This window comes from Cellulomonas soli (genome assembly GCF_013409305.1).
Lineage (GTDB): Bacteria > Actinomycetota > Actinomycetes > Actinomycetales > Cellulomonadaceae > Cellulomonas > Cellulomonas soli.
The window spans coordinates 574,025-597,852 of record NZ_JACBZJ010000001.1; the positions used below are offsets into that span (position 1 = coordinate 574,025).

The 23,828-nt window shown below is 75.3% G+C and carries 19 protein-coding genes; 8 read left to right on the forward strand and 11 right to left on the reverse strand.

The window, feature by feature from the left end; all coding sequences use genetic code 11:
• Positions 1–14: 14 nt before the first annotated feature.
• A complete protein-coding gene (locus tag BKA22_RS02535) occupies positions 15–1,415 on the forward strand; it encodes a zinc-dependent metalloprotease (RefSeq protein ID WP_146951307.1) in 1,401 nt (466 codons plus the stop codon).
• Positions 1,416–1,436: 21 nt separating this feature from the next.
• Here BKA22_RS02535 and BKA22_RS19385 read toward each other — a convergent pair whose 3' ends face one another.
• Positions 1,437–2,171 carry a YgjP-like metallopeptidase domain-containing protein gene (locus BKA22_RS19385; protein ID WP_146951308.1) on the reverse strand — a complete coding sequence of 245 codons (735 nt, stop codon included), beginning with the start codon at positions 2,169–2,171 and terminating at the stop codon, positions 1,437–1,439.
• Between the two features lie 196 nt (positions 2,172–2,367).
• Between BKA22_RS19385 and BKA22_RS02545 the strand changes: the two genes are divergently transcribed.
• Complete coding sequence (locus BKA22_RS02545) at positions 2,368–2,526, forward strand: DUF5679 domain-containing protein (RefSeq protein ID WP_146951309.1); 159 nt, start codon at positions 2,368–2,370, stop codon at positions 2,524–2,526.
• A 139-nt stretch (positions 2,527–2,665) separates the two neighbouring features.
• Positions 2,666–3,760: a thiamine biosynthesis protein ThiF gene (locus BKA22_RS02550; RefSeq protein WP_146951310.1), complete on the forward strand. Its 1,095-nt coding sequence runs from the start codon at positions 2,666–2,668 to the stop codon at positions 3,758–3,760.
• Between the two features lie 73 nt (positions 3,761–3,833).
• Here BKA22_RS02550 and BKA22_RS02555 read toward each other — a convergent pair whose 3' ends face one another.
• Both BKA22_RS02555 and BKA22_RS02560 read right to left on the reverse strand, forming a co-directional pair.
• The gene (locus tag BKA22_RS02555; RefSeq protein ID WP_146951311.1) at positions 3,834–4,232 is read right to left on the reverse strand and encodes a WhiB family transcriptional regulator; all 399 of its coding nucleotides are present in this window, start codon (positions 4,230–4,232) and stop codon (positions 3,834–3,836) included.
• 469 nt (positions 4,233–4,701) lie between these two features.
• Complete coding sequence (locus BKA22_RS02560) at positions 4,702–6,759, reverse strand: ATP-dependent helicase (protein ID WP_146951312.1); 2,058 nt, start codon at positions 6,757–6,759, stop codon at positions 4,702–4,704.
• Positions 6,760–7,004: 245 nt separating this feature from the next.
• Here BKA22_RS02560 and BKA22_RS02565 point away from each other — a divergent pair, with 245 nt between their 5' ends.
• A complete protein-coding gene (locus BKA22_RS02565) occupies positions 7,005–7,268 on the forward strand; it encodes a mycoredoxin (protein WP_146951313.1) in 264 nt (87 codons plus the stop codon).
• Positions 7,269–7,316: 48 nt separating this feature from the next.
• On the opposite strand, the gene nudC is transcribed toward BKA22_RS02565, so the two are convergent.
• A complete protein-coding gene (gene nudC, locus BKA22_RS02570; RefSeq protein WP_146951314.1) occupies positions 7,317–8,285 on the reverse strand; it encodes an NAD(+) diphosphatase in 969 nt (322 codons plus the stop codon).
• 165 nt (positions 8,286–8,450) lie between these two features.
• Here nudC and BKA22_RS02575 point away from each other — a divergent pair, with 165 nt between their 5' ends.
• Positions 8,451–9,392, forward strand: a complete 942-nt coding sequence (locus tag BKA22_RS02575; RefSeq protein ID WP_146951315.1) for a phosphotransferase — start codon at positions 8,451–8,453, stop codon at positions 9,390–9,392.
• Here the strand turns inward: BKA22_RS02575 and BKA22_RS02580 are convergent.
• The 3 genes from BKA22_RS02580 to BKA22_RS02590 form a co-directional block, all read right to left on the reverse strand.
• The gene (locus BKA22_RS02580; RefSeq protein WP_223203394.1) at positions 9,376–12,792 is read right to left on the reverse strand and encodes an ATP-dependent helicase; all 3,417 of its coding nucleotides are present in this window, start codon (positions 12,790–12,792) and stop codon (positions 9,376–9,378) included. The two genes, BKA22_RS02575 and BKA22_RS02580, sit on opposite strands and share 17 nt — an antisense overlap.
• Positions 12,789–15,977, reverse strand: a complete 3,189-nt coding sequence (locus BKA22_RS02585; RefSeq protein WP_146951317.1) for an ATP-dependent helicase — start codon at positions 15,975–15,977, stop codon at positions 12,789–12,791. The genes BKA22_RS02580 and BKA22_RS02585 overlap by 4 nt, the downstream gene beginning before the upstream one ends.
• A gap of 109 nt (positions 15,978–16,086) precedes the next feature.
• The gene (locus BKA22_RS02590) at positions 16,087–17,061 is read right to left on the reverse strand and encodes a DUF3152 domain-containing protein (RefSeq protein ID WP_179561869.1); all 975 of its coding nucleotides are present in this window, start codon (positions 17,059–17,061) and stop codon (positions 16,087–16,089) included.
• Between the two features lie 50 nt (positions 17,062–17,111).
• On the opposite strand from BKA22_RS02590, the gene BKA22_RS02595 reads away from it, so the two are divergent.
• The gene (locus BKA22_RS02595; RefSeq protein ID WP_146951318.1) at positions 17,112–17,792 is read left to right on the forward strand and encodes a TetR/AcrR family transcriptional regulator; all 681 of its coding nucleotides are present in this window, start codon (positions 17,112–17,114) and stop codon (positions 17,790–17,792) included.
• A 105-nt stretch (positions 17,793–17,897) separates the two neighbouring features.
• Complete coding sequence (locus tag BKA22_RS02600) at positions 17,898–18,122, forward strand: DUF3107 domain-containing protein (protein WP_146951319.1); 225 nt, start codon at positions 17,898–17,900, stop codon at positions 18,120–18,122.
• 91 nt (positions 18,123–18,213) lie between these two features.
• Here BKA22_RS02600 and BKA22_RS02605 read toward each other — a convergent pair whose 3' ends face one another.
• Complete coding sequence (locus BKA22_RS02605) at positions 18,214–18,951, reverse strand: ferritin-like fold-containing protein (RefSeq protein ID WP_146951320.1); 738 nt, start codon at positions 18,949–18,951, stop codon at positions 18,214–18,216.
• A 310-nt stretch (positions 18,952–19,261) separates the two neighbouring features.
• Between BKA22_RS02605 and BKA22_RS02610 the strand changes: the two genes are divergently transcribed.
• Positions 19,262–20,950, forward strand: coding sequence for a DEAD/DEAH box helicase (locus BKA22_RS02610; RefSeq protein WP_146951321.1), 1,689 nt, complete (start codon positions 19,262–19,264; stop codon positions 20,948–20,950).
• Here the strand turns inward: BKA22_RS02610 and BKA22_RS02615 are convergent.
• The 3 genes from BKA22_RS02615 to BKA22_RS02625 all read right to left on the reverse strand — a co-directional run bounded on the left by BKA22_RS02615 (position 20,940) and on the right by BKA22_RS02625 (position 23,784).
• On the reverse strand, positions 20,940–22,226 hold the full coding sequence (locus BKA22_RS02615; protein ID WP_146951322.1) for a DUF418 domain-containing protein: 1,287 nt from the start codon (positions 22,224–22,226) through the stop codon (positions 20,940–20,942). The genes BKA22_RS02610 and BKA22_RS02615 overlap by 11 nt on opposite strands.
• 98 nt (positions 22,227–22,324) lie before the next feature.
• Positions 22,325–22,945, reverse strand: a complete 621-nt coding sequence (locus BKA22_RS02620) for a MarC family protein (RefSeq protein ID WP_146951323.1) — start codon at positions 22,943–22,945, stop codon at positions 22,325–22,327.
• Positions 22,942–23,784, reverse strand: a complete 843-nt coding sequence (locus tag BKA22_RS02625; RefSeq protein ID WP_146951324.1) for a PHP domain-containing protein — start codon at positions 23,782–23,784, stop codon at positions 22,942–22,944. The genes BKA22_RS02620 and BKA22_RS02625 overlap by 4 nt, the downstream gene beginning before the upstream one ends.
• Positions 23,785–23,828: the final 44 nt, after the last annotated feature.

Sequence of the window (23,828 nt, forward strand, 5' to 3'; positions counted from 1 at the left end):
CGCAGGAGGCACCCATGAGCCCCGACAGCCCCGCCGTCCCCGGACCGGGTGGATCCGAGGAGTCCGCATGGGAGCAGATGCTGCGCTCCATGCTCGGCCCGGCCGCCGACGAGGCCATCGCGGAGATGCGCGCCCGAGGGCTCGACCCCGCCGCGCTCGCCGCGCAGTCCGGCCTGCCCGACGACCCCCAGGCCCTGCGAGCGGTCTTCGCGCAGATGCAGAACCTGCTCGCGGCGGGCGGCGACGAGCCCGTCAACTGGCAGGTCGCGCACGACCTCGCCCGGCAGCAGGCGTCCGTCGGCGGCGACCCGTCCCTCACGCCCGCCCAGACCCAGGCAGCCCTCGACGCCCTGTCCGTGGCCGAGCTGTGGCTCGACGCGGCCACCGACCTGCCGCCCTCGACGGGCACGGCACGCGCCTGGAGCCGCGCCGAGTGGGTCGAGGCCACCCTGCCCACCTGGCGCACGCTCAGCGAGCCGGTCGCCTCGTCGCTGTCGATCGCCCTCGCCGAGACCCTCGGCGGTGCACTGCCCGAAGGTCTGGATACCGGCGCGCTGCCCGGCGCCGCCGCGATCGACCCCACCGCGATGCTGCGCCGCCTCGGCTCGGCGGTCTTCGGCATGCAGGTCGGTCACGCCGCCGGCACGCTCGCCCGCGAGACCTTCGGCACCACGGACATCGGCCTGCCGCTGCTCGACCGCCCCGCACCCGCACTCGTGCCGACCAACGTGGACGCGTTCGCCGAGGGCCTCGACGCCCCCGTCGAGGAGGTCCGGCTGTTCCTCGCGCTGCGTGAGGCCGCCGCGACCCGGCTGTTCACGCACGTGCCGTGGCTGCGCGCGCACCTGCTCGGCGCGGTCGACGCCTACGCGCGGGGCATCACGGTCGACGTCGACCAGCTCGAGGAGGCCGTGCGGTCCATCGACCCCTCCGACGCGGACGCCCTGCGCGAGGCCCTGTCCGGCGGCGTGTTCGCCCCGCACACCACGCCCGCGCAGCAGGCCGCGCTCGAACGCCTCGAGACCTCCCTCGCCCTGGTCGAGGGCTGGGTCGACGAGGTGGCCTCGACGGCCGCGCTCCCCCACCTGCCGCACACCGTGGCGCTGCGCGAGATGATCCGCCGCCGCCGTGCCGCCGGTGGCCCGGCCGAGCAGACGTTCGCCACCCTGGTCGGTCTCGAGCTGCGACCGCGGCGGCTGCGCGAGGCCTCCGCCCTGTGGGCCCAGATCGGCCGCGACGGGGGCACCGACGCGCGCGACGCCGTCTGGGACCACCCTGACCTGCTGCCCACGACCGAGGACCTCGACGACCCCACGGGCTACACCGCCCGGCGCGCCGCGGCCGTCGACGAGTCGGCCGACCTGGACCGCGCCCTGGCGGAGATCCTCGGCGAGGAGCCCGGCACGCAGGAGTGAGCGCCCGGCGGGCGGTGCCCGTCAGACCGTGACGTCGTCCGCGCGGACCCGGCGCGGCACCGCCGGCAGACCGGTCGGCCGGTCCCCGCCGGTCGCGCCGTCGGTCTGTTCGTCGAACCGTGCGTCGAGCTGTTCGTCGATCTCGAGCTCCACGCCGTCGTGCTCCGGCTCGTGCTCGTGCGCGTCGTCGTCCTCGTCCCGACTCGCACCGCCGTCGCCCTCGCCGTCAGATCGGTGGTCCCCGTGGCGCTCACCCGCGAACGTGTACCCCTCGAGGAACCCCCGCGCGCGAGCCGTCCGCGGGTAGCGGTCCAGCTCCGCCCAGAACTCCGGACCGTGCCCGGCGTGCAGCAGGTGCGTCAGCTCGTGCAGCAGCACGTAGTCCAGCACCCAGCGCGGCATGCCCCGCACCCGGTCGGAGATGCGGATCGTCCCGTCCGTCGGCGTGCACGACCCCCAGCGCCGCCCCTGGTTCGTCGACCAGGTCACGCTCGTCGGCACCGCACGCCCGTCCAGGTAGCGCGCCGACAGCTCACCGGCGCGCGTCGCCAGCTCGACGTCCGACGGCTTGCGCCGACGCTCCTGGGCCGCGAGCCGCGCGAGCATCCGGCGCACCCACTCGTGCTCCTGGGCGCGCGTGAACCGCGCCGGGATCGCCACGATCGTGCGCTCGCCCTCGCGCCAGGCGGTCACCGTCCGTGCACGACGGCGCGAGCGGCGGACCTCGACCTGCGTCAGGTCGTGCGTGGGGTGCACGAGCCGAACGCTAGTCCTTGACACCGGGGTCGTCACGGCATCCCGGGCTCGTCGTGTCCCGGCGAGTCCCGGTCCGAACGCGCTACCGGCCGGCCCAGGTCGGTCTACTGTGGGCGGCGCGCGGGCGCCCCCTGCACTGATCCCGCGCCGCCGGCCGGCGGTCCCCGTCCGGTGCATGGACCGAAGGAGGACCTAGATGCCTGAGACGTACGCGGGAGAGTTCTACTGCGTGAAGTGCAAGGAGAAGCGCGAGGCCGAGGGTGACGTGGTGATCTCCGAGTCGGGTCGCCGGATGGCCAAGGCCACCTGCCCGGTCTGCGGCACGAAGCTCAACCGCATCCTCGGCAAGGCCTGAGCACCACCGAACTTCCCGCAGGGGCGTCGTCCGACCAGGACGGCGCCCCTGCGGCGTCCCACCCTTGTGGACAGCACCGGACGCCCCGCCGGTCGTGCGTGAGAGTGTTCCGCCCGTCGACGACGAAGGGGGACCACCGATGACCGTTCGCCTGCGCCCCGGGCTGCGTGTGCTGCGGCGCACGGACACCGAGGTCCAGGTCGGCACCGACCCGCGCTGGGCCGTGCGGCTGACCGACCTGCGACCTGCCGAGGTCGAGGCGCTCGTCGCGGTCGACGCTCTCACCGACCTGCGCTCCCTCGGCCGCCACGCGCGCCTGTCCCCCGCACGGCTCGGCCCGCTCGTCGACGCCCTGCAGGAAGCCGGGCTGACCGTGGACGAGGACCGGTCCCGCACCCTGCCCGGACCCGCCACGGTCGAGGCCGCCGCCGTCAGCCTGGCCCGGGGCGGGACGGACCCCGGAGCGCTGCTGCGCGCCCGTGCCGCACGCAGCGTCGGTGTCCTCGGGCTCGGGCCCGTCGGGCTGGGCATCGCGGTCACGCTCGCGGCCGCAGGCGTCGGCACCCTCGTGCTCGACGACGAACGTCCCGTCCGATCGGCCGACGTCGGCCCCTGCGGCTACCGGTGGAGCGACGCGGGGTCGATGCGGTCGACCGCGTCCGCCCGGATCCTGCGCGACGTGCGGCCCGAGATCCGGCTGGGGCAGACCGACGAGCCCGACGTCCTCGTCCTGGTCGAGCACGGCGCCGCGGCGCCCGAGCGTGCGCACGTGCTGCTGACGTCCGGGCTGCCCCACCTGTCCGTCGTGGTGCGCGAGGCCGGCATCGTCGTCGGGCCGTTCGTGCAGCCGTCGGACCCCCACCCCGGCGCGTGCCTGCGCTGCCTGGACCTGCACCGCGTCGACCTCGACCCGTCGTGGCCGGTGGTCGCCGCACAGCTCGCCGCGGCCACGCACGTCACCCGGCCCGACGCAGGCCCCGGCGCCCGGGGAACCCCGCTGGACGAGCCGGTCGTGGTCTCCGCGATGGCGGCCGCGGTGGCCGCGGCCGACGTCCTGGCGGTGCTCGACGGCTGCGTGCCGCGCACCCGGTCGACCACCGTCGAGATCGCCGTCCCGGACGCGGTGCCCCGTGAACGCAGCTGGGCGGTGCACCCCTCCTGCGGGTGCACCGCCCTGCCGGGGGTCGACGCCGTCGGTGACGGCGGTCGACCTCGGTCCCCCCTGCCGGTCTGACCTGCGCCTACGTGCCGTCGGCGCCGGTGACCGCCGCCCCGGGTGCTCTCTGCCGAGAGCCGCCCGGGGCCGGTCATGCCGCCGCGGTCCGGTCCTTTCGCGGCCGCCCACGGCCCCGCTTGGTCGCGACGACCGCCCCGGCCACGAAGACCTGGCCGCCCCACACGCCCCACGGCTCCTCCCGCTCGAGCGCCCCGGCGAGGCACCCCTCGATCAGCGGGCACTCGCGGCACAGCGCCTTGGCACGCTCGACCTCGACCGTGCGCTCGGCGAACCACAGCTCGGAGTCGTTGTTCCGGCACGGGATGAGGTCCGCGACGAGGCGGTTGAACTGACGACGGTCGTCGACCGTCGACCGCGTGGCCGACGGCTGCGGGGTCGAGATCGTCGGGCGGGTCTCGGTCGGGGCGTCGGTCGATGGCCAAGGGCCGGATCCGACCCGGTCGGTGTCGAGCAGCGTCGTGAGCCGCACGATGTCCTCCTGATGTCCTTGCTGATGAACGTGGTGCGTCGGGCGGACCGACGGACCTGCCGTTCATCCCGAGGAGACGGGAGAAACAACGAGGCCGCGGATCCGAGTACGGAGTCCGCGGCCTGGGCTGACCTGGTTCAGGTCAGAGCAGTGGAGCTCCGTGACAGAGGTGGGGATCGGTGCCGTTCGTGTGACGGCCGCGCAGCTGCGGTGCACCGCCGACATAGCCGGCGACGGACACAGGGCGCCCCTGGAACCGGACGCCGATGGGCGCGAGGGAACGCGGGACCGACACGGTCGACATGGTCGACGACGTGATCTCCGTGAACTTGTTCATCACTGCACCCACCCCCTCTCCGGTTCGGACCTCGACGCGTCGGACGCGCGGATCTGCTCTACAAGGACGTGGATCACCCTAGGACGGCCTTGCGACGCACGACAACCGATTATTCGAACGAGTTTCGGCGGATCATTCCGAGGCGCCGTCGGCAGCACTGTCGCGGACGACCACGAGGAGCTCGAGGCCGTAGGAACCGAGCGTGCGCGCACCGATCCCGGCGACCTGGCCGAGCTCGGCCAGCGACGTCGGGAGGCGGCGGGCGACGGCCGTGATCGCGGCGTCCGACAGCACGCTCGTGGTCGTGCGCCCCAGCTCGTCGGCCGTGCGACGGCGCCACCGGGTGAGGCCGTCCACGACCCCGGGGTGAGGCTCGACGCGCTCGTCCAGGCCTGCGCCGCCACGGCCGGCGCCCGTCGCGCCACCCGTGCGAGCACCGCCACGGCCGCGGCCGACCGGTGCGTCACCCTGCGGCCAGAGGCCGTCGAGGAACCGGCTGCGGCGGCGGACCGCACGCGTACCCGGCGCGCGCGCCGCGGCGAACGACAGCTCAAGGCGCGCGCGGGCGCGCGTGACCCCCACGTAGAGCAGCCGCCGCTCCTCGGCCAGCTCGGCGTCGGTGTCGGCGAGCGCGAACGGCACCAGGCCCTCGGACAGCCCGACGAGGAACACCGCGTCCCACTCGAGGCCCTTCGCCGCGTGCAGCGAGGCCAGGGTCACGCCGTCGACCGTCGGCGCGTGCTGCGTGGCGTCGCGCTCGTCGAGCTCGGCGACCAGGTCGGCGACGGTCGCGCGGGTGCCACCGCGGGCCCGCTCGGCCTCCAGCTCGTCGGCCAGCGTCACGAGCGCCTGCATGGCGTCCCACCGGTCCCGGGCCGCACCGCGCGACTCGGGTGCGCGCTCGGCCCAGCCGCACGTGCGCAGCACGTCCCGCACCGCCTCGGTCATCGACTGGTCGTCCGCGGTCGCGCGGGCGGCACCGCGCAGCAGGACGATCGCCTCGCGCACGTCACGTCGCGCGAAGAACCGTGCCCCGCCGCGCACCTGCGAGGCGATGCCGCTCGCGGCGAACGCCTGCTCGAACGCCTCCGACTGCGCGTTCGTCCGGTACAGCACCGCGATCTCGCGGGCGGGCACGCCCTCGGCGACCAGGCGAGCGACGCGATGGGCCACGCCCTGCGCCTCGTCCTCGTCGTCGGCGTAGGCCACGTAGCGCACGTCCGGCCCGTCGGGTCGCTGCGCGATGAGCTGCAGCGGCTGGGGTCCGCCCGCGCGACGCGTGGGCGCGAGCAGACGGTTGGCCAGGGACACGACCTGCGGCGTCGACCGGTAGTCGCGCACGAGGCGGACCACCGTGGCGCGCGGGTGGTCCTGCGCGAACGTCTGCAGGTGGTACGGGGTGGCGCCGGCGAAGGAGTAGATCGTCTGGCTCGGGTCGCCGACCACGCACAGCTCGTGCCGCCCGCCCAGCCACTGGCGCAGCAGGAACTGCTGCAACGGGCTCACGTCCTGGTACTCGTCGACGACGAAGTGCCGGTACTGGGCGCGCACCTCCTCGGCGATCTCACCGCGCTGCACGAGCATGCCGGCCAGGTCGAGCAGCACGTCCTCGAAGTCGATGACGCCACGCTCGGCCTTCGTCTCCTCGTACGCGGTGAGCAGGCGCGCGACCGCCTGCGCGTCGTACCCGGCCGGGATCGGGCGGCCCACCGCCTCGACGGCCTTCTCGTACTCGTCGGGCACGACGAGGGACACCTTCGACCACTCGATCTCCGCCGCGAGGTCACGCACGCCGACCCGGTCGACCGCGAGCCCGAGCCGACGGGCGGCGTCCGCGACGAGCGGTGCCTTCTGCTCGACCAGCCGGGGCGGTGCACCACCGACGACCTTGGGCCAGAAGAAGCCCAGCTGACGCAGCGCGGCCGCGTGGAACGTGCGGGCCTGGACACCGACGACACCGAGGTCGCGCAGCCGCACCCGCATCTCGCCGGCGGCCTTGGCGGTGAACGTCACCGCGAGCACGCTGCCCGGGCGGTACACCCCCGTGCGCACCCCGTACGCGATGCGGTGCGTGATGGCCCGGGTCTTGCCGGTCCCCGCGCCCGCGAGCACGCAGACGGGTCCCCTCAGCGCGACCGCGACCTCTCGTTGGTCGGGGTCGAGGGCGTCGAGGAGGGCGTCGGCGGACATCGGGCCCAGTGTCGCAGCCGGGGACGACACCGCGGGCGCGCCGTCCCCCGCGGCAGCCCCCCGGGGCCGCTCCCAGCCACCCCGCAGGCGCGGACCGGGGGCCGCGAGACAGCACCGCAGGTGCTGCGGGAAGCATCGGCGCCCGCGCTCGGTTGTGCCCGGTGCCGGTGCGCACCCGCGGACCGAGGGGTCGTCGTGCGCCACGACGCGACGACCGGCCGCGCACGAGGAGACGACGAGGACCGATGACGACGCAGACCCTGCCCCCGGCCGGAAGCGTGACCATGTACTCGACCACCTGGTGCGGGTACTGCCGCCGGCTCAAGACGCAGCTCGACTCGGCCGGCATCGGCTACGTCGAGGTCAACATCGAGGACCTGCCCGACGCGGCCGCCTACGTCGAGTCGGTCAACGGAGGCAACCAGACCGTGCCGACCGTCGTCTTCCCCGACGGGTCCGCGCTGACCAACCCCTCGCTGCTGGACGTGCGCGACCGCCTCGCCAACTGAGCGGTCAGGGGCCGTCGGGCGCGCAACCGACGTCCGACGGCCCGCAGATCAGGCCGTCCAGTCGTCGGTGGGCAGCGCGCCCCCGAACCACTCCTCGATCAGGGCCCGCGCGATGGACGACCGCCCCGGCGGCACCACACTGCCGTCGCGGACGGCCTCGGCCAGCTCCGCGCGCGTGAACCACCGCGCGTCCCCCATCTCCTCGCCGTCCGCGGTCACCTCGACCGACAGCGCCCGGGCGCGGAAACCGAGCATCAGGGACGCCGGGAACGGCCACGGCTGGCTGCCGCGGTACTCGACCTCGCCGACGGCGACCCGGGTCTCCTCGAGGACCTCGCGGCGCACCGCGTGCTCGAGGGACTCCCCCGACTCGACGAAACCCGCGAGCGTCGAGTACCGGCCCGCAGGCCACGCCACGGCGTGCCCGAGCAGCAGCCGGTCGTCATCGTCGACGACCGCCATGATCACCGCGGGATCCGTGCGCGGGTAGTGCTCGGACCCGTCCTGCACGCACGTGCGCGACCACCCGGCCTGCGTCACCCGCGTCGGGGACCCACAGCGCGGGCAGTGCCGGTGGTTCGCGTGCCAGGCAGCGAGGGCGACAGCCGTCGTGGCGAGCCCGGCGTCACGGGCGGACAGCAGCGCGCCGAGGACACGCAACGACGCGAACCGCACGCCACCGTCCTGCCCGGTCGGGGGCGTCTGACCCTCGGCGGGAGCCGGCCCGTGCAACGCGAGGTAGTGCGTGCCCTCGTCGTCCCTGCCGAGGAACACCCAGCCGTCGTCGTCCCCAGTCGCGGCGACCGCCGGGTCGATGGCTCGCACGTCGCGCAGCTGCGCGGGCGACAGGAGCAGCAGCGCCACACCCTCGTCGTCGACCGCCGTCAGACCGTCCCGCAGCAGCAGGACCCGGGTCCGCTCGTCCGCGAGGGCACCGGCCACGAGGTCGGCACGACCACGCAGCTCGGCCGCACGGTCCACGGCAGCACGGGACAGGGGAAGCTCGTCGACGACCACCCGCCCACCGTACGCACCCGCGGTGCACGACCAGCGCACGGGTCGACGCCCGGACCGACGCGACCGGCACGAACGCCCCGTGCGCCACCCGAACGGGGCGAAACGGGCACGGACACGCCGCACGGGCACCGCGGCCCCTACCGCGCGGCGACCTAGGCTGGGGTCGTGGCACGTTCACCTCTCGCTCTCGCCGCCCTCGCGACCGTCGCGGTCCCCGGGCTCGACGCGTTCGACGTGCGCCGCTCCGACCACCCCGGCACCGACACCGACGTGGCGGTCGTGATCGACGCGACCCGTCGACGCTGGGTCGTGCGCGCGCCGCGGACCGCGGCCGCCGGCGCCGCACTCGAGGCCGAGGCCGCGCTGCTGGGCTCCCTCGCCCCGTTCGTCGACGCCGGCCGCCTGCCCTTCGCGGTACCCCGGCCCGCCGGCTTCGCGCACCTACCCGAGGGCGGACGAGCCTGCGTCCACCCCGAGATCGCCGGGCAACCGCTGAACCTGGAGACGCTCGAGCCCGGCCCGGGGCTGGCCGCCTCGCTGGGACGCGCGCTCGCCGCCCTGCACGAGCTGCCCACCTCGCTCGTCGAGGACGCCGGCCTGCCCGTCTACGACGCCTCCGCCTACCGGGCCCGTCGTCAAGCCGAGGTCGACGAGGCCGCCCGGACCGGCAAGGTCCCGCCGACGCTGCTGCGGCGCTGGGAGGACATGCTGGAGGACGTCGCCCTGTGGCGGTTCCGTCCGACCGTGGTGCACGGGGACCTCACGAGCGAGGACGTGCTCGTCCGCGAAGGCGTCGTCTCCGGGATCCTCGACTGGAACGAGGTGAAGGTCGCCGACCCTGCCGACGACCTGTCCTGGGTCCTCGTCGCCGCCCCGCAGGACGCCGCCGAGGCCGTCATGGAGGCCTACCAGCTGCGCCGCACGGAGCTGACCGACCCGCACCTGACCGACCGCGCGCTGCTGGCCGGCGAGCTGGCCCTGGCCCGTTGGCTGCTGCACGGGGTCCGCAGCGGCGACCAGGAGATCGTCGCCGACGCCGTCGAGATGCTCGTCGACCTGGACGACCACACACGCACCGACGAGGACGCCGTCAGCTCGGTCGGCTGACCGCCACGACGGGCGACGGCGCGCCCGGGGCGCCTGCGGGCTCGTCGTCCGCCCCACCGTGCGACGTGGAGCGACGCAGCAGGTCGGTGATCTCGTCCTCGTCCAGCAGACGCTCGGGCCGGACCGTGACACCGGCGCCGACGTAGCAGAACGCCGCGCCCACCCGGTCCAGCGGGGTGCCGGTCCAGCGTGACCACGCCAGGCGGTAGACGGCGAGCTGCAGCTCGCGGGACGCCCGGGCGTCCGGATCGGTCGGCGGCGCCCCGGTCTTCCAGTCGACGACGACCACGGCGTCGGCGGCAACCGCCGGCACCGAGCCGTCGGGGTGCGCCGGCTCGTCGGGGAACACCGCGTCGATGCGGGAACGGATCACGTAGCCGTCGACGGGCGTCTCGATGTCCACCTCGACGGCCACCGGTCGGCGCTGCGCCCACGGGGTCGCCAGGAATGCGGCCCGCAGCGCGGCCTGGTCGGCGTCGACGGGCAGCGAGTCGTCGTCCGCGCCGGGCAGGTCGTCGAGATCGACGAGCGACGCGGAACCGAACCAGCCCTCCACCCAGGCGTGGAACGCCGTGCCCCGACGGGCCTGCGGCGACGGCTCGAGGGGCACCGGTCGGCGCAGAGCGCGCGCGAACTCCGCCGGGTCGCTGTCCAGGCGGACGAGGGCCGAGGCCGACAGGTGCGCGGGCAGGACGACCTCCGGCGACGGCCGGGCGGCGCGCTCCCGCTCGGCGAGCAGCCGGTCCGCGAGCGCGTCGAGAGGGTCGAGCGGCGCCGCCTCCGAGGAAGGGGTCGTCCCTGCACCCAGGGCGTCGCGCACGGCCGCGGCGGCGGCCTGCACCGGGCCGCGCCGGCTGTGCTCCGCTCCCGACCCGGCGAACGGGTCGCCGGGCCACACGACCACGCTCTGCGCGACCTCGCGCGGGTTCTCCACACCGTCGACCGGGACCTGCGCCCAGTCCTCCGTGCCGACGAGCCCAGCCTCGGCCAGCTCGGTGAGGAAGAGCGAGACCTTCCGCGCGCCCTTCGCCTGCCCCCACCAGGCCGCCGTGAGCAGCAGGTCGGAGCGCGCCCGGGTCAGCGCGACGTAGGCGAGACGGCGCTCCTCGGCGACCTCGTGGTCCCCGGCATCGAGCGCGAACTGCTTGCGGCGCGCCTCGAGGTCCTTCGGGGCGGCCGCACCGGCGTAGGCGAAGTCGGGCAGGTCGTGACGGTCGCCGCGCAGCGGGTACGGCAGGTTCCCCAGCCCGGTCAGCCAGGCGGAGTCCTTCGGCCCGTCCTTGCCCTGCGTGGCGGTCGCGGGCAGCCCGCCGTCGACCATCCCGGCCACCGCGACGACGTCCCACTCCAGACCCTTGGCGGCATGGATGGTGATGAGCTGCACCGCGTCGGGGTCGGGTTCGGCGACGGGCAGGTCCAGTCCGTCCTCGCGGGACTCGGCCGCCTCCAGCCAGGCGAGGAACGCGCCGAGCGTGGGGTGGTCGGCCGACTGGGAGAAGTCGACCGCGACGTCCCGGAACGCGTCCAGGTGGGCTCGCGCCCGGCCCGGCGAGACGCCGGTACGGGCGGCGACCTCGATGTCCAGACCGAGCAGCCGCTCGGCCTCGCCGACCAGCTCGGGCAGCGAGAGGTACGTGTGCGCACGCAACGCACGCAGCAGTCCGGCCAGGTCGGCGAGCCGCGCCTGCGCCACCTCGGTGAGCGAGCGTCCGGTGCGGCTGCACCACTGCGCCGGGGGCAGGTCGTCCAGCGCGTCGACGATGCTGCGCTCGTCGACCACGTCGGCCTCGACCCCGCCAGCCGGCCGCCCGCGCCCCGGGCCCGCGTGCCGGGCGGACAGCTCGCTGGCCCACGCCGACAGCGCGTGCAGGTCGGCCGCCCCCAGTCGCGTCCGGGCGCCGGTGAGCAGCCGCACGAGCGCGTCGCCGCGCGACGGGTCGTGCGCCGCCTGCAGCGCGGCCACGAGGTCGACGACCTCCGGGGTCGACAGCAGGCCGCCGAGCCCGACGACCTCGACCGGGAGGCCCGCCTCGCGCAGGGCCTGCCGGAGCACCGGGAACTGGGCGCGCTTGCGGCACAGCACGGCCGCCGAGACACGGTCCACGCCGGGCCCCGCGGGCCGCCAGCGTTCGGCCACGAACCGGGCGACGGCCCGGGCCTCGTCCTCGACGGTGTCGGCCACGTGCGCCTGCACCCGCCCCTGGCCCGCACCCGGACGCGCCTCGAGCACGGGCAGCGGCACACGGGCACCGGCACGTAGCGGACCGGCGACGAGGTTCGCCGCGTCGAGGATCGCGTGGTCGTTGCGCCACGACGTCGACAGCGCGTGCACGTCGGCGCGCCGCGCCGCACCGTCCGCGCCGATCGTGCGGAACTGCTCCGGGAACCGCTCGAGCCCGCCCGCGCTGGCGCCCCGCCAGCCGTAGATGGACTGGTGGGGGTCCCCGACCGCGGTCACGGGGTGCCCGTCGCCGAACAACGACGAGAGCAGCGTGAGCTGGGCGAACGACGTGTCCTGGTACTCGTCGAGGAGCACCACGCGGAACCGCGCGCGCTCGGCGGCCCCGACCTCGGGCACGTCCCGCGCGAGGCGGGCGGCGAGCGCCACCTGGTCGCCGAAGTCGAGCACGTCCTGCGTGCGCTTGCGTGCCCGGTAGTCGGCGACCAGGTCGAGCACCCGCACCCGCTCCTGCAGGGAGCGCACGAGCCGGCGCACCTCGGCGTAGGGCTCGCGCGGCGGGCTGCCCGGCGGGGTCGCGGCGATCGCCTCGACGATCTCCTCGATCCCCGTCTGCGCCTGCGCGGGCTCGAGCAGGTGCTCGTCGAGCGCCCCGGACAGCAGCAGGATCGCCTCGACGACGGTCGACGTGGCCGACTCGGTGTCCAGGTCACCGGTCCACGACTCGACGACCTCGCTCGCGAGCTGCCACTGCGCGGCCTCGCCGAGCAGCCGGGCGGACGGCTCGAGGCCGAGCCGCAGCGCGTGGTCGCCGACGAGCGAGGCGGCGTAGGAGTGGTAGGTCGAGACGGTCGGGCGCACGAGGTCCCCGAGCACGTCGTCCGTGCGTGAGCCCTCGGGGTGCAGCGCGGCCCTGCCGGGCAGCTCGACCCCGGCACGCGCGGCCGCCCGGTCGAGGTGCCGCAGCCGCAGCCGGACGCGGTCGCCGAGCTCGCCGGCGGCCTTGCGGGTGAACGTCAGGCCGAGCACCTGCTCGGGGGCCACGTAGCCGTTGGCGAGCAGCCAGACGACCCGCCCGGCCATGGTCTCGGTCTTGCCCGAGCCGGCCCCGGCGACGACGAGCGTCGGGACGAGCGGCGCCTCGATGATGCGCTGCTGCTCGGCGGTCGGCGGGTGCTGACCGAGCAGGGCGGAGATCTGGACGGCCGACAGCGCGCTCACTCGACCACCTGCCCGCCCTCGGCCCGTGCCGGGCACGCCCGGCGGACCGGGCAGCGGTCGCACAGGTCGTTCACGGTCGCCTCGAACGCCGAGGCCGCCATGCGGTCGGCGACGCCGTCGACGAGCGTGCGCGCCCAGCTGGGCCCCTCGTCCTCCGGCCCGAGCGCGTCCTGCGTGCGCAGCGTCGCGGACGCTCCCGTGCCGAGGTAGACGAGCTGGGCGCCCGTGCTGGTCGCCTCGGGCAGCGCCTCGAACGCGCCGGCGTCGACGGCCAGCTGGTACGCGCCGAGCTGGGGGTTCGTCGCGGCCTGGTCCTTGCTCGGCGGGTTCGCACCCGTCTTGAGGTCGGCGATGCGCACGTGGTCGTCGTCCACCCGCTCGACGCGGTCGACGGAACCCTTCACGACCGCGCGGTCCGTCTCGAGCCGGAACGCGCCCTCGACCAGCAGGGGTGCACCCGCCCCGCGCAGGTAGCCCGCGAGCCGGCGCACCATCGCCTCGGCCTTGCGCCGGGTCGCGAGCGCGGGCCAGCCCTCCCCCAGGCCGAGCTGCGACCAGCGCTCGTCGAGGGCGGCCAGGAGCTCGGGCTCCGTCCCCGTCGGCAGGTCCTGCGCGATGGCGTGCACGAGCGTCCCGAGCGTCTGTCCGCTGCTGTCCGCCGCGGTGCCCCCGGCGGACTCGAACGCCCAGCGCAGGGCGCAGCGCTGCGCCGACTCGAGCTTCGAGGGCGAGACAGGCACCTTCTCGTCCGCGGACCACAGCGGGGCGTCGCTCGACGGCCCGGCCAGGCCGTACCAGTCGTCGGGGTGGGCACCGGTGACGCCCTGTGCCGCGAGCCGGGCGAGGGTGGCCGCGGAGGCCGTGTCCTGCGTGCCCGCGAGCGCGGCGGACTCGAGGCGTGCACGCAGCAGGGCGACGAGCCCGCGCAGGTCGAGCGGTGAGGGTGCAACCGTGCGCCGCGGGTCCACGTCGGTGTCGCACGGGTCGACCAGGTCGCAGAACGGCGAGGGCTGGGCGTCGGTGTCGGCGACCGCGGTGACGAGCAGGTGGCTCCTCGACCGTGAGCAGGCGACCGCGAACGACCGCAGCTCGTCGGCGAGCACGGCCTGCCGGGCACCGGCGACGTCGAGGGTGCCGTCCGAGCGTCCGGCGAGGATCTCGACGAGGGTCTGGGCGCCCAGCAGCGAGTCGCGCAGCCGCAGGTCCGGCCAGGCCCCCTCCTGCACGCCGGCGACGACGACCACGTCCCACTCACGTCCCGCAGCACCGGCCGGGGTGAGCACCTGCACGGACTCGCGCGAGGCGCGGGCGGCGATCGTGTCGGACGGCAGGTCCTGCGCCTGCAGCCAGTCGGCGAACGCGCCGGGCGGGCTCTGCGGCATGCGGTCGACGAACGTCTCGGCGGCCCGGAACAACGCCAGCACGGCGTCGAGGTCCCGGTCGGCCCGCGAGCCGCCCGCACCGCCGGCGAGCGCCGAGCGTCGCCACGCCTCGGCGAGCCCCGCGGTGTCCCACAGCGCCCACAGCACGGTCTGCGCGTCCGCGCCCGTCCGCGCGGCCGCGTCGCGACCGGCCTGCAGCACCCCGGCCAGGTGCTCGACGGGACGACGCACGCCCGGAGGCAGGGTCGCGGCCCTGCCCGGCGTCTCGAGCGCCTCGACGAGCAGGACGTCGCTGGACCTGCCGCCCCCGCCGTCGAGCTCCTCGGCCCGCAGCGCCCGGCGCACCCGACGCAGCCCGACCGCGTCGAGACCGCCGAGCGGGGAGCAGGCCAGGCGGGCCGCGCCCTCGGCCGTGAGCGGGACGGCGCCGACGACGACGCGCACGGCGTCGAGCAGCGGCCTGACCGCGGGCTCCTCACGCAGCGGCACGTCGCTGCCGAGCACGCTGACGGGGACGGACGCGGCGGCCAGCGCCCGGCGCAGTGCCGTGACGTGCGCACCCGAGCGCGTGACGACGGCCATCTCCTGCCACGGCACCGATCCCTCGAGGTGCGCCTCGCGCAGGGTGTGCGCGACGTAGGCGGCCTCCTGCGCGGCGCTCGGCAGGATCGCGACGCGCACATGGCCGTCGGCGCGACCGTCGGCAGGCGACGCCTTGCGGTGCGCCACCGCGCCGGAGGCACCAACCCGCTCGGTCACGTGCGTGACGACGTCCCGGAGCACGGGCCCGTGCCGCCAGACCGTGCCCAGCACGAGCGTCTCGGCGCCGAGCTCACCCGGCCCGCGCCCGGGCACCGCGGCACGCGCGACGAGCGAGGGAGTGGCACCGCGGAACGTCTGCACGGCGACGTCCGGGTCGCCGACCAGCAGCAGGCGTGCGCCGTCGTCGGCGAGCACCCGCAGCAGCCGGGCGGTCGCGGCGGTGCTCTCCTGGTGGTCGTCGACGGCCACGAGCCGCCAGCGCGGGCGCGGCATGCCGGGCACCTCGTCGTCCCAGGCCAGCAAGGCCCGGGCCGCCTCGTCGACGACGACCGCCGGGTCGAACCGGGCGCCGACGTCCGGGGTGCTCGCCCGCAGCTCGTTGACGTCCAGGTACTCCTCGTAGAGCCGCGCCGCGCTCACCCATGCGGGCCGGTCGTGCGCGATACCGAGGTCGGCGAGGTCGGCCGGCGTGAGACCGCGCTCGGCCGCGCGCATGAGCAGGTCACGCAGCTCGTCACGGAACGCACGCAACGTCCAGGCGTCGGGGGGCACCTCGGCCGGCCAGCCGAGCGGCACGCCGTCGCCGTCGGCGTGCCCGGCGAGGAGCTCGGCCAGCAGCAGGTCCTGCTCGGCGCCCGACACGAGCGTGGGTGACGGCTCGCCGAGGGCCGACGCCCGTGCGCGCAGCACGGCGAACGCGGCCGCCGGAACGGTCTGCACGAGGGCGCGCCCGGACGTCCGGCGCAGCCGTGCGGACACCCGGTCACGCAGGTCGGCCGCCGCCCGCCGCCCGGCGGACAGGACGAGCACGTCCTCGGGCGCGAGCCCGGCGTCGACCGCGGCCACCACGGACTCCAGGACGACGGTCGTGCGGCCGGTGCCCGGCGCCCCCAGCACGAGCAGTGCCGGGTCCGTCCCTGCGGCCACCCGCTCGACGACCGACGCCTGCGTCGGGTCGAGCGTCACCGGGGCGCCCGGACCGGTGCGCGGCACGTCCGCGAGCGCCGGACGCACGAGGCGCAGGGCGGTCGGGGAGGTCACGGCACGATCCCACCACAGCCCGCCGACACCGTGGGCCACCCCGAGGACCGCCTCGCGTGCCCCGCCGTCGAGCGAGCGGGCGTGCAGGGCCGACGGCTCAGGGGAAGGCTCAGGGGAAGGGCCACCCGTTCGGGATGCACGGGGCGGCCTTGTACGACTGCTGCTGCATCACGGGCGAGGTCATGCCGGGCCCCGGGCACGCCTCGTGACCGTGCCCGAGCAGGTGGCCGACCTCGTGGTTCACCAGGTACTGGCGGTAGGCCGTCTTCTGCCCGGTCTGCTCGGCCGTCGCCTCGACCCACCGGCGCAGGTTGAGCACCGCGTGCCCGTTCGTGCCGCACGAGACCTGCCCGTTGGTGTCCAGCGGTGCGCACATGACGTCGACGAGCGTCGGGGAGGCGAGCACGACCGTGAGCTCGGCGGCACCGTCGGTGCGGGCGAAGGACATCGAGCCGTCGCCGCCCCAGCCGCGCGGGTCGTTGAGCGTGGTCATCACGGTGTCGGCGAACTTCTGCGCGTCGACCGCCAGGCCGTCCTCGACCTCGACCCGGACCGTGCGCACCGCGCCCGTCCCGGGACCTGCGTCGGAGCCCGGGACGACGGTCGTGGTGCCGGTGCCCTGCTCGGTGACGACCGCGGACAGCAGCCCGGCCGCAAGGTCCTCGGGGGTGAGCCCTGCGGGCAGGGCCGTCGGGTTCGCGCCCTCGACGGCCACCTCGGTGAGGTCGGAGGGCACGGTGACCGGCGTCGGCGGCAGCGGCGTGCGCGCGGTCGACCGGCTGACGTCCTCGTCGCGCAACGCGTCGGCGCCCACGGTCGGGTCCCCGGACGACCCACCGAGGGTCGGAGCACCCGACCCGACGGCGAGGACCACGGAGTCGAGCACGGCGCTGCGGCCGGGATGTCCGGACGCCCAGGCGCCGGCGCCCGCACCGGCGACCAGTCCTGCCGCGACCACCGACACGACGACGGGTCGGGGCCGTCGCGCACGCGAACGTGCCCGTGGACGCGCCCGACGGTCGCGGCGGCGGGAGCGCGCGCACACCTCCGGCTGGTCGCCCGACGGGGCGGCGGCGGAGGTCATCACCCGGCCATGGTGCCACCTCCGGGGAGCGACCTGGCTACCATCACGGAATGGGAGACCGGGACGGCGCGCGGGACGACGCGGGCGCGCCCCGGCACCGGGGCCCGCGGATGGCACGCGACGAGCGACGCGCCCAGGTGCTGCAGATCGCCCAGGAGCTCTTCTCCTCCGAGGGGTTCCACCACGTGTCGATGGACGACATCGCCGTGCGTGCCGAGGTCAGCAAGCCGGTGCTGTACCGGCACTTCCCGTCCAAGCTCGACCTGTACCTGGCGGTCGTCGACCAGCGCGGGGCCGAGCTCGTCGCCGCGGTCGACGCCGCGGTCGCCCCGCTGTCCCGCGGTCCGATGAACCCCGGCGACGGGCGGGCGATCGTCGTCGCCGTCGTCCGGGCCTACTTCACGTTCGTCGACGCGGCCGGGCAGTCGTCGGCGCTGCTCTTCGAGTCCGACGTCACGCACGACGCGGACGTGCGCACGCGCGTGGAGAGCGCGTCGTCCCAGGTCGCCGAGACGATCGCGGTCGCGCTCGGGTCATCGACGGGGCTGTCCCGCGAGCCCGCGCTGCTGCTGGCCACCTCGCTCATCGCGATGGCGCAGGGCGCGGCGACGCACCGCTTCCGCGGCGGATCCACACTCGGCATGGAGGAGTCCGTCGACCTCGTCGCCCGGCTGTGCTGGGGCGGCGTGGCCGGCCTGGCGCGCGACCACGCGGCCGAGGCCACCGCCTAGGATCGGTCCGTGCACGCAGCGGGCGCTCGCCCGGCTGCGTACCCATCCCAGACGTGCGCACGCCGATCCGGCGGGTGCACGATCCCTGACGAGGAGACGATCACGGTGGACATCACGATCGGTGTGCGCAACCAGGCCCGCGAGCTCGTCCTGGAGTCCGACCAGACCGCCGACGAGGTCAGCGCCGCCATCACCGCTGCACTGACCGGCAAGGTCGCCCTCGAGCTGACCGACGCCAAGGGTCGCCGGGTCATCGTTCCGACCGAGGCGCTCGGCTACGTCGAGCTGGGCACCGAGACGCGCGGGCGCGTGGGCTTCGGCACCGTCTGAGGGCTCGGGCCCGTCGGACCACGACGGCGCCGGCCCGGGCACCTGTCCGGGCCGGCGCCGTCGTGCGTCAGGTGCTCGGGAGGTCGAGCCGTCAGGCCGTCAGGCCGAGCCGGGTCATCCGGCGGGTGTGCTCCGCCGTGAGCTCGCCGAAGAGCTTGGTGGGCGCCTGGTTCGCGGGTGCGGCGACCTCGGCGGGGACCACGGACGCCTGCGCGTCACCTGCGCCGCGACCGTCCGTGCCATCGGTGCCATCGGTGCCGTCCAGCAGGCGCACGAGCCCGGGCCGCTGCACCACGAGCCGCTGCACCACGCCGAGCGCCTCCCCCACGAGCCGACGCCCCCACAGCGCGAGCCGGGCGGACACCGCGGTGTCGGTGCCGGCTGCGTCGAGCTCGGCGACCGCCAGGTCGGCGTGCGAGGCGTCGTCGAGCACCTCGACGACGAGCGCGCGCGAGGTCTCGTCCAGACCCGCGGCGGCGAGCCGGCAGAAGTCGTCGGCGACGCCGTAACCGACGTACACCTTGAGCAGGCGCTCCCACCAGGTGCTCGGCTCGGTGCGGGCGTCGAAGTCGTCGAGCACGTGGTCGTAGGCACCCATCGCCGCGACCGGGTCGCCGCCGAGCTCGGCCACACGGGCCAGCACGCGGTCACGCCGGACGACGGCGGTGGAGGCGTACCGGCTGAGCTCCAGACGGTGCTCGAGGGTGGGCGCGAGGGCCGCGTCGGCGGCGAGCCGGGCGAACGCCAGGTGCTCGAGCTGGGCGACCAGGCCCAGCAGCTCGACGGCGTCGGCGGTCGCAGCGGCGGGCGCCGCAGAGCTCGAGGTCATCCCCGGATCGTAGCCCCGGACCTCCGGCCCCGACCTGCCCGGCCTGCGGGTCGCACCCGCCGCTGAAGGGCCGTCGGCTACCATGACCCCGTACATCGGTTGCCCGGTCGTCACGATCCTCAGGTCCACGACCACCTCGCGCAGCTCCTGACGAGCCATCGTCGGCGGCTGCGCGGCGAACTTCCACGATCGGCTGCCGGCCAACCTGCGTGGTGATGCCCTGCTGTCGCCCGGGACGGCCCGACACGTCGTCGGCCATCCGACGGCCCGACGGCGTGCGGCGCACCACCCTTCGCAGTGAAGAGTCACCGTGACCACCACCACCGCCTCCTCCGTGCAGGCAGTCGACGTGTCCTTCGCGGACTTCGACGTCCGCCCCGAGATCGTGGCCTCGCTCGCCGAGGCCGGCATCACCCACCCGTTCCCCATCCAGGCGATGACGCTGCCCGTCGCGCTGTCCGGCCACGACATCATCGGCCAGGCCAAGACCGGTACCGGCAAGACCCTCGGCTTCGGCGTCCCGCTGCTGCACCGCGTGATCGCCCCCGGCGAGGAGGGCTACGAGGACCTGGCCGCGCCCGGCAAGCCGCAGGCCCTGGTCGTCGTGCCGACCCGTGAGCTGGCCGTCCAGGTGGCCGGCGACCTGCAGGCCGCCTCGCGCAAGCGCGCCGTGCGGATCCTGCAGGTGTACGGGGGCCGCGCGTACGAGCCGCAGATCGAGGCGCTGAACTCCGGCGTCGACGTCGTCGTCGGCACCCCGGGCCGCATGATCGACCTGCTCAAGCAGCGTCACCTCGACCTCTCGTACGCCAAGGAGGTCGTGCTCGACGAGGCCGACGAGATGCTCGACCTGGGCTTCCTGCCCGACGTCGAGACCCTGCTGGGCGCGACCCCGGCCTCGCGGCACACCATGCTCTTCTCGGCGACCATGCCCGGCGCGGTCGTCGCGATGGCCCGCCGCTACATGACGCAGCCGACGCACATCCGCGCCGCCGACCCGGACGACGACGGTCGCGCCACGGTCAAGAACATCAAGCAGGTCGTCTACCGCGCGCACGCCCTGGACAAGGTCGAGCTGCTCGCGCGGATCCTGCAGGCGCGCGGCCGCGGCCTGACCATCGTGTTCGCACGCACCAAGCGGACCGCGGCGAAGGTGGCCGACGAGCTGGCCGAGCGCGGTTTCGCCTCGGGCGCGATCCACGGCGACCTGGGCCAGGGCGCCCGCGAGCAGGCGCTGCGCGCGTTCCGCAACGGCAAGGTCGACGTGCTGGTCGCCACCGACGTCGCCGCGCGCGGCATCGACGTGGACGACGTGACGCACGTCGTGAACTACCAGTGCCCCGAGGACGAGAAGACCTACCTGCACCGCACGGGCCGCACCGGTCGCGCCGGGAACAAGGGCACGGCCGTCACGTTCGTCGACTGGGACGACATCCCCCGCTGGGGCCTGATCGACAAGGCGCTCGAGCTGGGCATCCCGGCCCCGGTCGAGACGTACTCGAGCTCGCCGCACGTCTACTCCGACCTCGACATCCCCGAGGGCACCAAGGGCCGCCTGCCGAAGGCGCAGCAGACGCGCGCCGGCCTGGCCGCCGAGGCGCTCGAGGACCTGGGCGAGACCGGCAAGCACGGTGGCACGAAGCCCGCGCAGGGCGGCTCGGGCCGTCAGGGCGACCGTCAGGGCGACCGGCAGAGCGACCGGCAGGGCCGCCGCGACCAGGCTCGTGGCGGGGAGCGTCGCCGGGAGGGCGAGGGCTCCTCGCGCCGCCGCGGCGGACGCACCGTGGCCGGCGACGCCGGGGCGCCGGCAGCAGCGCGCACCGAGGAGACGACGGCACCGTCCGTCGCCGCCCCGACCGTCGCGCCGACGAGCGCCGCACCCGACGCGACCGGGGCCGAGGGCGAGGGCGGCGCGAACCGCCGTCGCCGTCGCCGCCGCCGTCCGGGTGGCGCCGGCGAGGGCACCTCGAGCACGGCGGCGGCACCCGTCACGGAGTGAGCACACCGACCGTGGCGGCCGGACCCGACGAGGGGACCGCTGCGCGTGGGCGACCGTAGGTCAGCCGACGCAGCAGCACCTCGAACGGTCCGCGCCGCCCGGCCCGGTCCAGCAGCACCGCGACACCGATCGTGACGAGCCAGACGGTCACGGCGATCGCCGAGGCGGCCGCCGTGCCGATGCGGCCACCCAGGCCGAACCCCCACGCGCTGAGCAGCGGGGCGAGCATGACCGACTGCAGCAGGTAGCAGGTCATCGACCGCTGCCCCACGGCCGCCACGGCCCGGACGGGCGCAGGCGCCGACCGGCCCCGCCACCGCACGGCGACGAGCGCGAACAGGCACACGTAGCCCAGGCCCATCACCAGTCCGGTGGCCTCGTGCACGAGCTCGAGCGCGAGGCGCGTCCGCGTGCCCGGCGTCCACACCCCCGCCACGGCCAGCGCGTGCGGCGCGTTGCCCACGAGGTTCACCGCGAGCGCCCACAGCACCACCCGGCGCAGCCGGGCCACGTGGTCCTGCGGCCGGTCGAGCCACCCGGCGCCGTGCAGCGCCATGCCGACGATCACGGGGGCGACGAACACCATCAGGAGCCCGACACCCGCCGTCGACATCAGGGAGCCGATCAGACGCTCGACCGCGGACTCCAGGTAGCCGGCGGTGACCTGCGGGCCTGCGGCGTCCTCCGAGCCCGCGGACGAGGCGGCCATGAGCAGGTAGGTGGCCATGCCGGTGACGAACGAGACCACGAACCACCGGCGCAGCACGACCGACCGACGCCCGACGAGCATGAGCGCGACCAGCCCGGTGACCCCGTAGGGCGCGAGGATGTCGCCGTTGAACAGCAGCGTGGCGTGCAGGGTCCCGAGGGCCACGAGCCACCAGCTGCGTCGTCGCAGCAGGCGGCGCACGGCCTTCGGCTCGGTGCCCCGCGCCAGGGCCCGTGAGGCCATCATGGCCAGGCCGTAGCCGTAGAGGATCGCGAACATGGGCCGGGACCTGTCGTCCACGAACCACGCGACGACGGCGTCGACCACGTGGTCGAGCGTGGAGCCGTCGACGGGGCGGTGCCCGTAGCCGGTCGGACCGCCGTAGAGGTAGCCCCAGACGTTCGCGACGGCGATGAACAGCAGCATCATGCCGCGCGCGAGGTCGGGCGCCAGGTTCCGCTGCGCGAGGGGCAGCGGGACGGGGACGGCCGGGGCCGACGACGGCGCCGCAGGTGGCGGGGGCAGCAGTGACAGCTGGGTCGGCTCGATGCCGGCAGAATCGGACATGCCCCGCACGCTAGGGCCCTGACCTGCACAAACGCATCGGGGACGCCCCTGACCTCACCCCTGAGGGCCAGGGGTGACCCCTGAGCCCCCGGTCGGGGTCAGGCGGTCTGCACGAACGCGATGACGGCGTCGGCGACCATCTGCACGGCGATCGCGGCGAGCAGCAGACCCGCGACCCGGGTGACCAGGGTCGTCCCCGACTCCCCGAGCACGCGGTGGATGAGCCCCGCGAACCGCATGGCCAGGTAGAGGCAGACGTGCACGGCCAGGATCGCCAGCGCGATCGCCACCCAGGCGTCGGCGTGGTCGGCCTGCTTGACGTAGACCATGGTCGCGACGATCGCGCCCGGACCGGCCAGCAGCGGCGTGCCCAGCGGCACGAGCGCGACGTTGACCTTGCCGTTGCCGGACGGCTGCGCCTCCTCCATCTTGCCGGTCAGCAGCTCCATCGCGACGAGCAGCAGCAGGAGCCCGCCGGACGCCTGCAGCGCGGGCAGCGAGATGTGCATGTACTGCAGCAGCTGCTGACCGAACAGCGCGAACACGACGATGACGCCGAACGCGACGAGGATCGCCTGACGGGCGGCCCGGTTGCGCTGCTTGCGGCTCATCGCCCCGGTCAGGCCGAGGAAGATCGGGACCGTTCCGGGCGGGTCCATGATCACGAAGAGGGTGATGAAGACCGAGGTGAACAGACGGACGTCGAGCAGGTCGCTCACGACCGGATCACCTCCACGCTTCCTTGCTCGTCGATGGCCGTCAGGACGGCCGGGGCCGTCAGATTCTCCCCCAACCTGTTGGCCTTTCCTGCACCGTGGTAGTCGCTCGAGCCCGTGACGAGCAGCCCGAGGCGTTCGGCGATCGCCGCCAGCCGTGCGCGCTGGGCCTCGTCGTGGTCGCGGTGGTAGACCTCGAGGCCCGCCAGCCCGGCCTCGGCGAGCTCGTCGAAGACCCGGTCGGCGACGACACGCCCCCGCCCGTCGGCACCCGGGTGGGCGAACACGGGGACCCCGCCGGCCGCCCGGACCGCCTGCACGGCCACGACCGCCTCGGGTGCGTGGTGCGGCACGTGGTAGCGCCCGCGCGAGGCCAGCAGGTGCACGAAGGCGGCGTCCCTGTCGGGCACGACGCCGCGGGCGACGAGCGCGTCGGCGATGTGCGGACGACCCACGACCACGGCGTCCTGCGACTGCTCGAGGACGTCCTGCCAGGTGATCGGGTGGTCGGCGGCGAGCCGTTCGACGATCTGCCGGGCACGGTCCAGCCGCGCGCGCCGCGTGCGGTCCAGCTCGGCGAGCAGCGCGGGGTGCGTCGGGTCCTGGAGGTAGGACAGCAGGTGGATCGAGATGCCGCGCGACCGGGCCGACACCTCCGTGCCGCGCACCAGGGCGATGCCGTGGGCCCGTGCGGCGACCGCCGCCTCGTCCCAGCCCGCCGTCGTGTCGTGGTCGGTCAGCGCGACGACGTCCAGCCCGGCGGCCGCCGCGGCGGCGACGACGTCCGCCGGTGCGTCGGTGCCGTCGGAGGCCGAGGAGTGGGTGTGGAGGTCGATACGCACCGGCCCACGGTAACGGGGCTCACGCTCCCGCCCACGTGGGCGAC

Excerpts from the sequence above, each read along its gene's own strand:
- BKA22_RS02535 (WP_146951307.1), top strand. The coding sequence starts at position 15 with ATGAGCCCCGACAGCCCCGCCGTCCCCGGACCGGGTGGATCCGAGGAG.
- BKA22_RS02545 (WP_146951309.1), top strand. The coding sequence starts at position 2,368 with ATGCCTGAGACGTACGCGGGAGAGTTCTACTGCGTGAAGTGCAAGGAG.
- BKA22_RS02550 (WP_146951310.1), top strand. The coding sequence starts at position 2,666 with ATGACCGTTCGCCTGCGCCCCGGGCTGCGTGTGCTGCGGCGCACGGAC.
- BKA22_RS02560 (WP_146951312.1), bottom strand. The coding sequence starts at position 6,759 with ATGTCCGCCGACGCCCTCCTCGACGCCCTCGACCCCGACCAACGAGAG.
- BKA22_RS02565 (WP_146951313.1), top strand. The coding sequence starts at position 7,005 with ATGACGACGCAGACCCTGCCCCCGGCCGGAAGCGTGACCATGTACTCG.
- BKA22_RS02590 (WP_179561869.1), bottom strand. The coding sequence starts at position 17,061 with ATGACCTCCGCCGCCGCCCCGTCGGGCGACCAGCCGGAGGTGTGCGCG.
- BKA22_RS02595 (WP_146951318.1), top strand. The coding sequence starts at position 17,112 with ATGGGAGACCGGGACGGCGCGCGGGACGACGCGGGCGCGCCCCGGCAC.
- BKA22_RS02605 (WP_146951320.1), bottom strand. The coding sequence starts at position 18,951 with ATGACCTCGAGCTCTGCGGCGCCCGCCGCTGCGACCGCCGACGCCGTC.
- BKA22_RS02615 (WP_146951322.1), bottom strand. The coding sequence starts at position 22,226 with ATGTCCGATTCTGCCGGCATCGAGCCGACCCAGCTGTCACTGCTGCCC.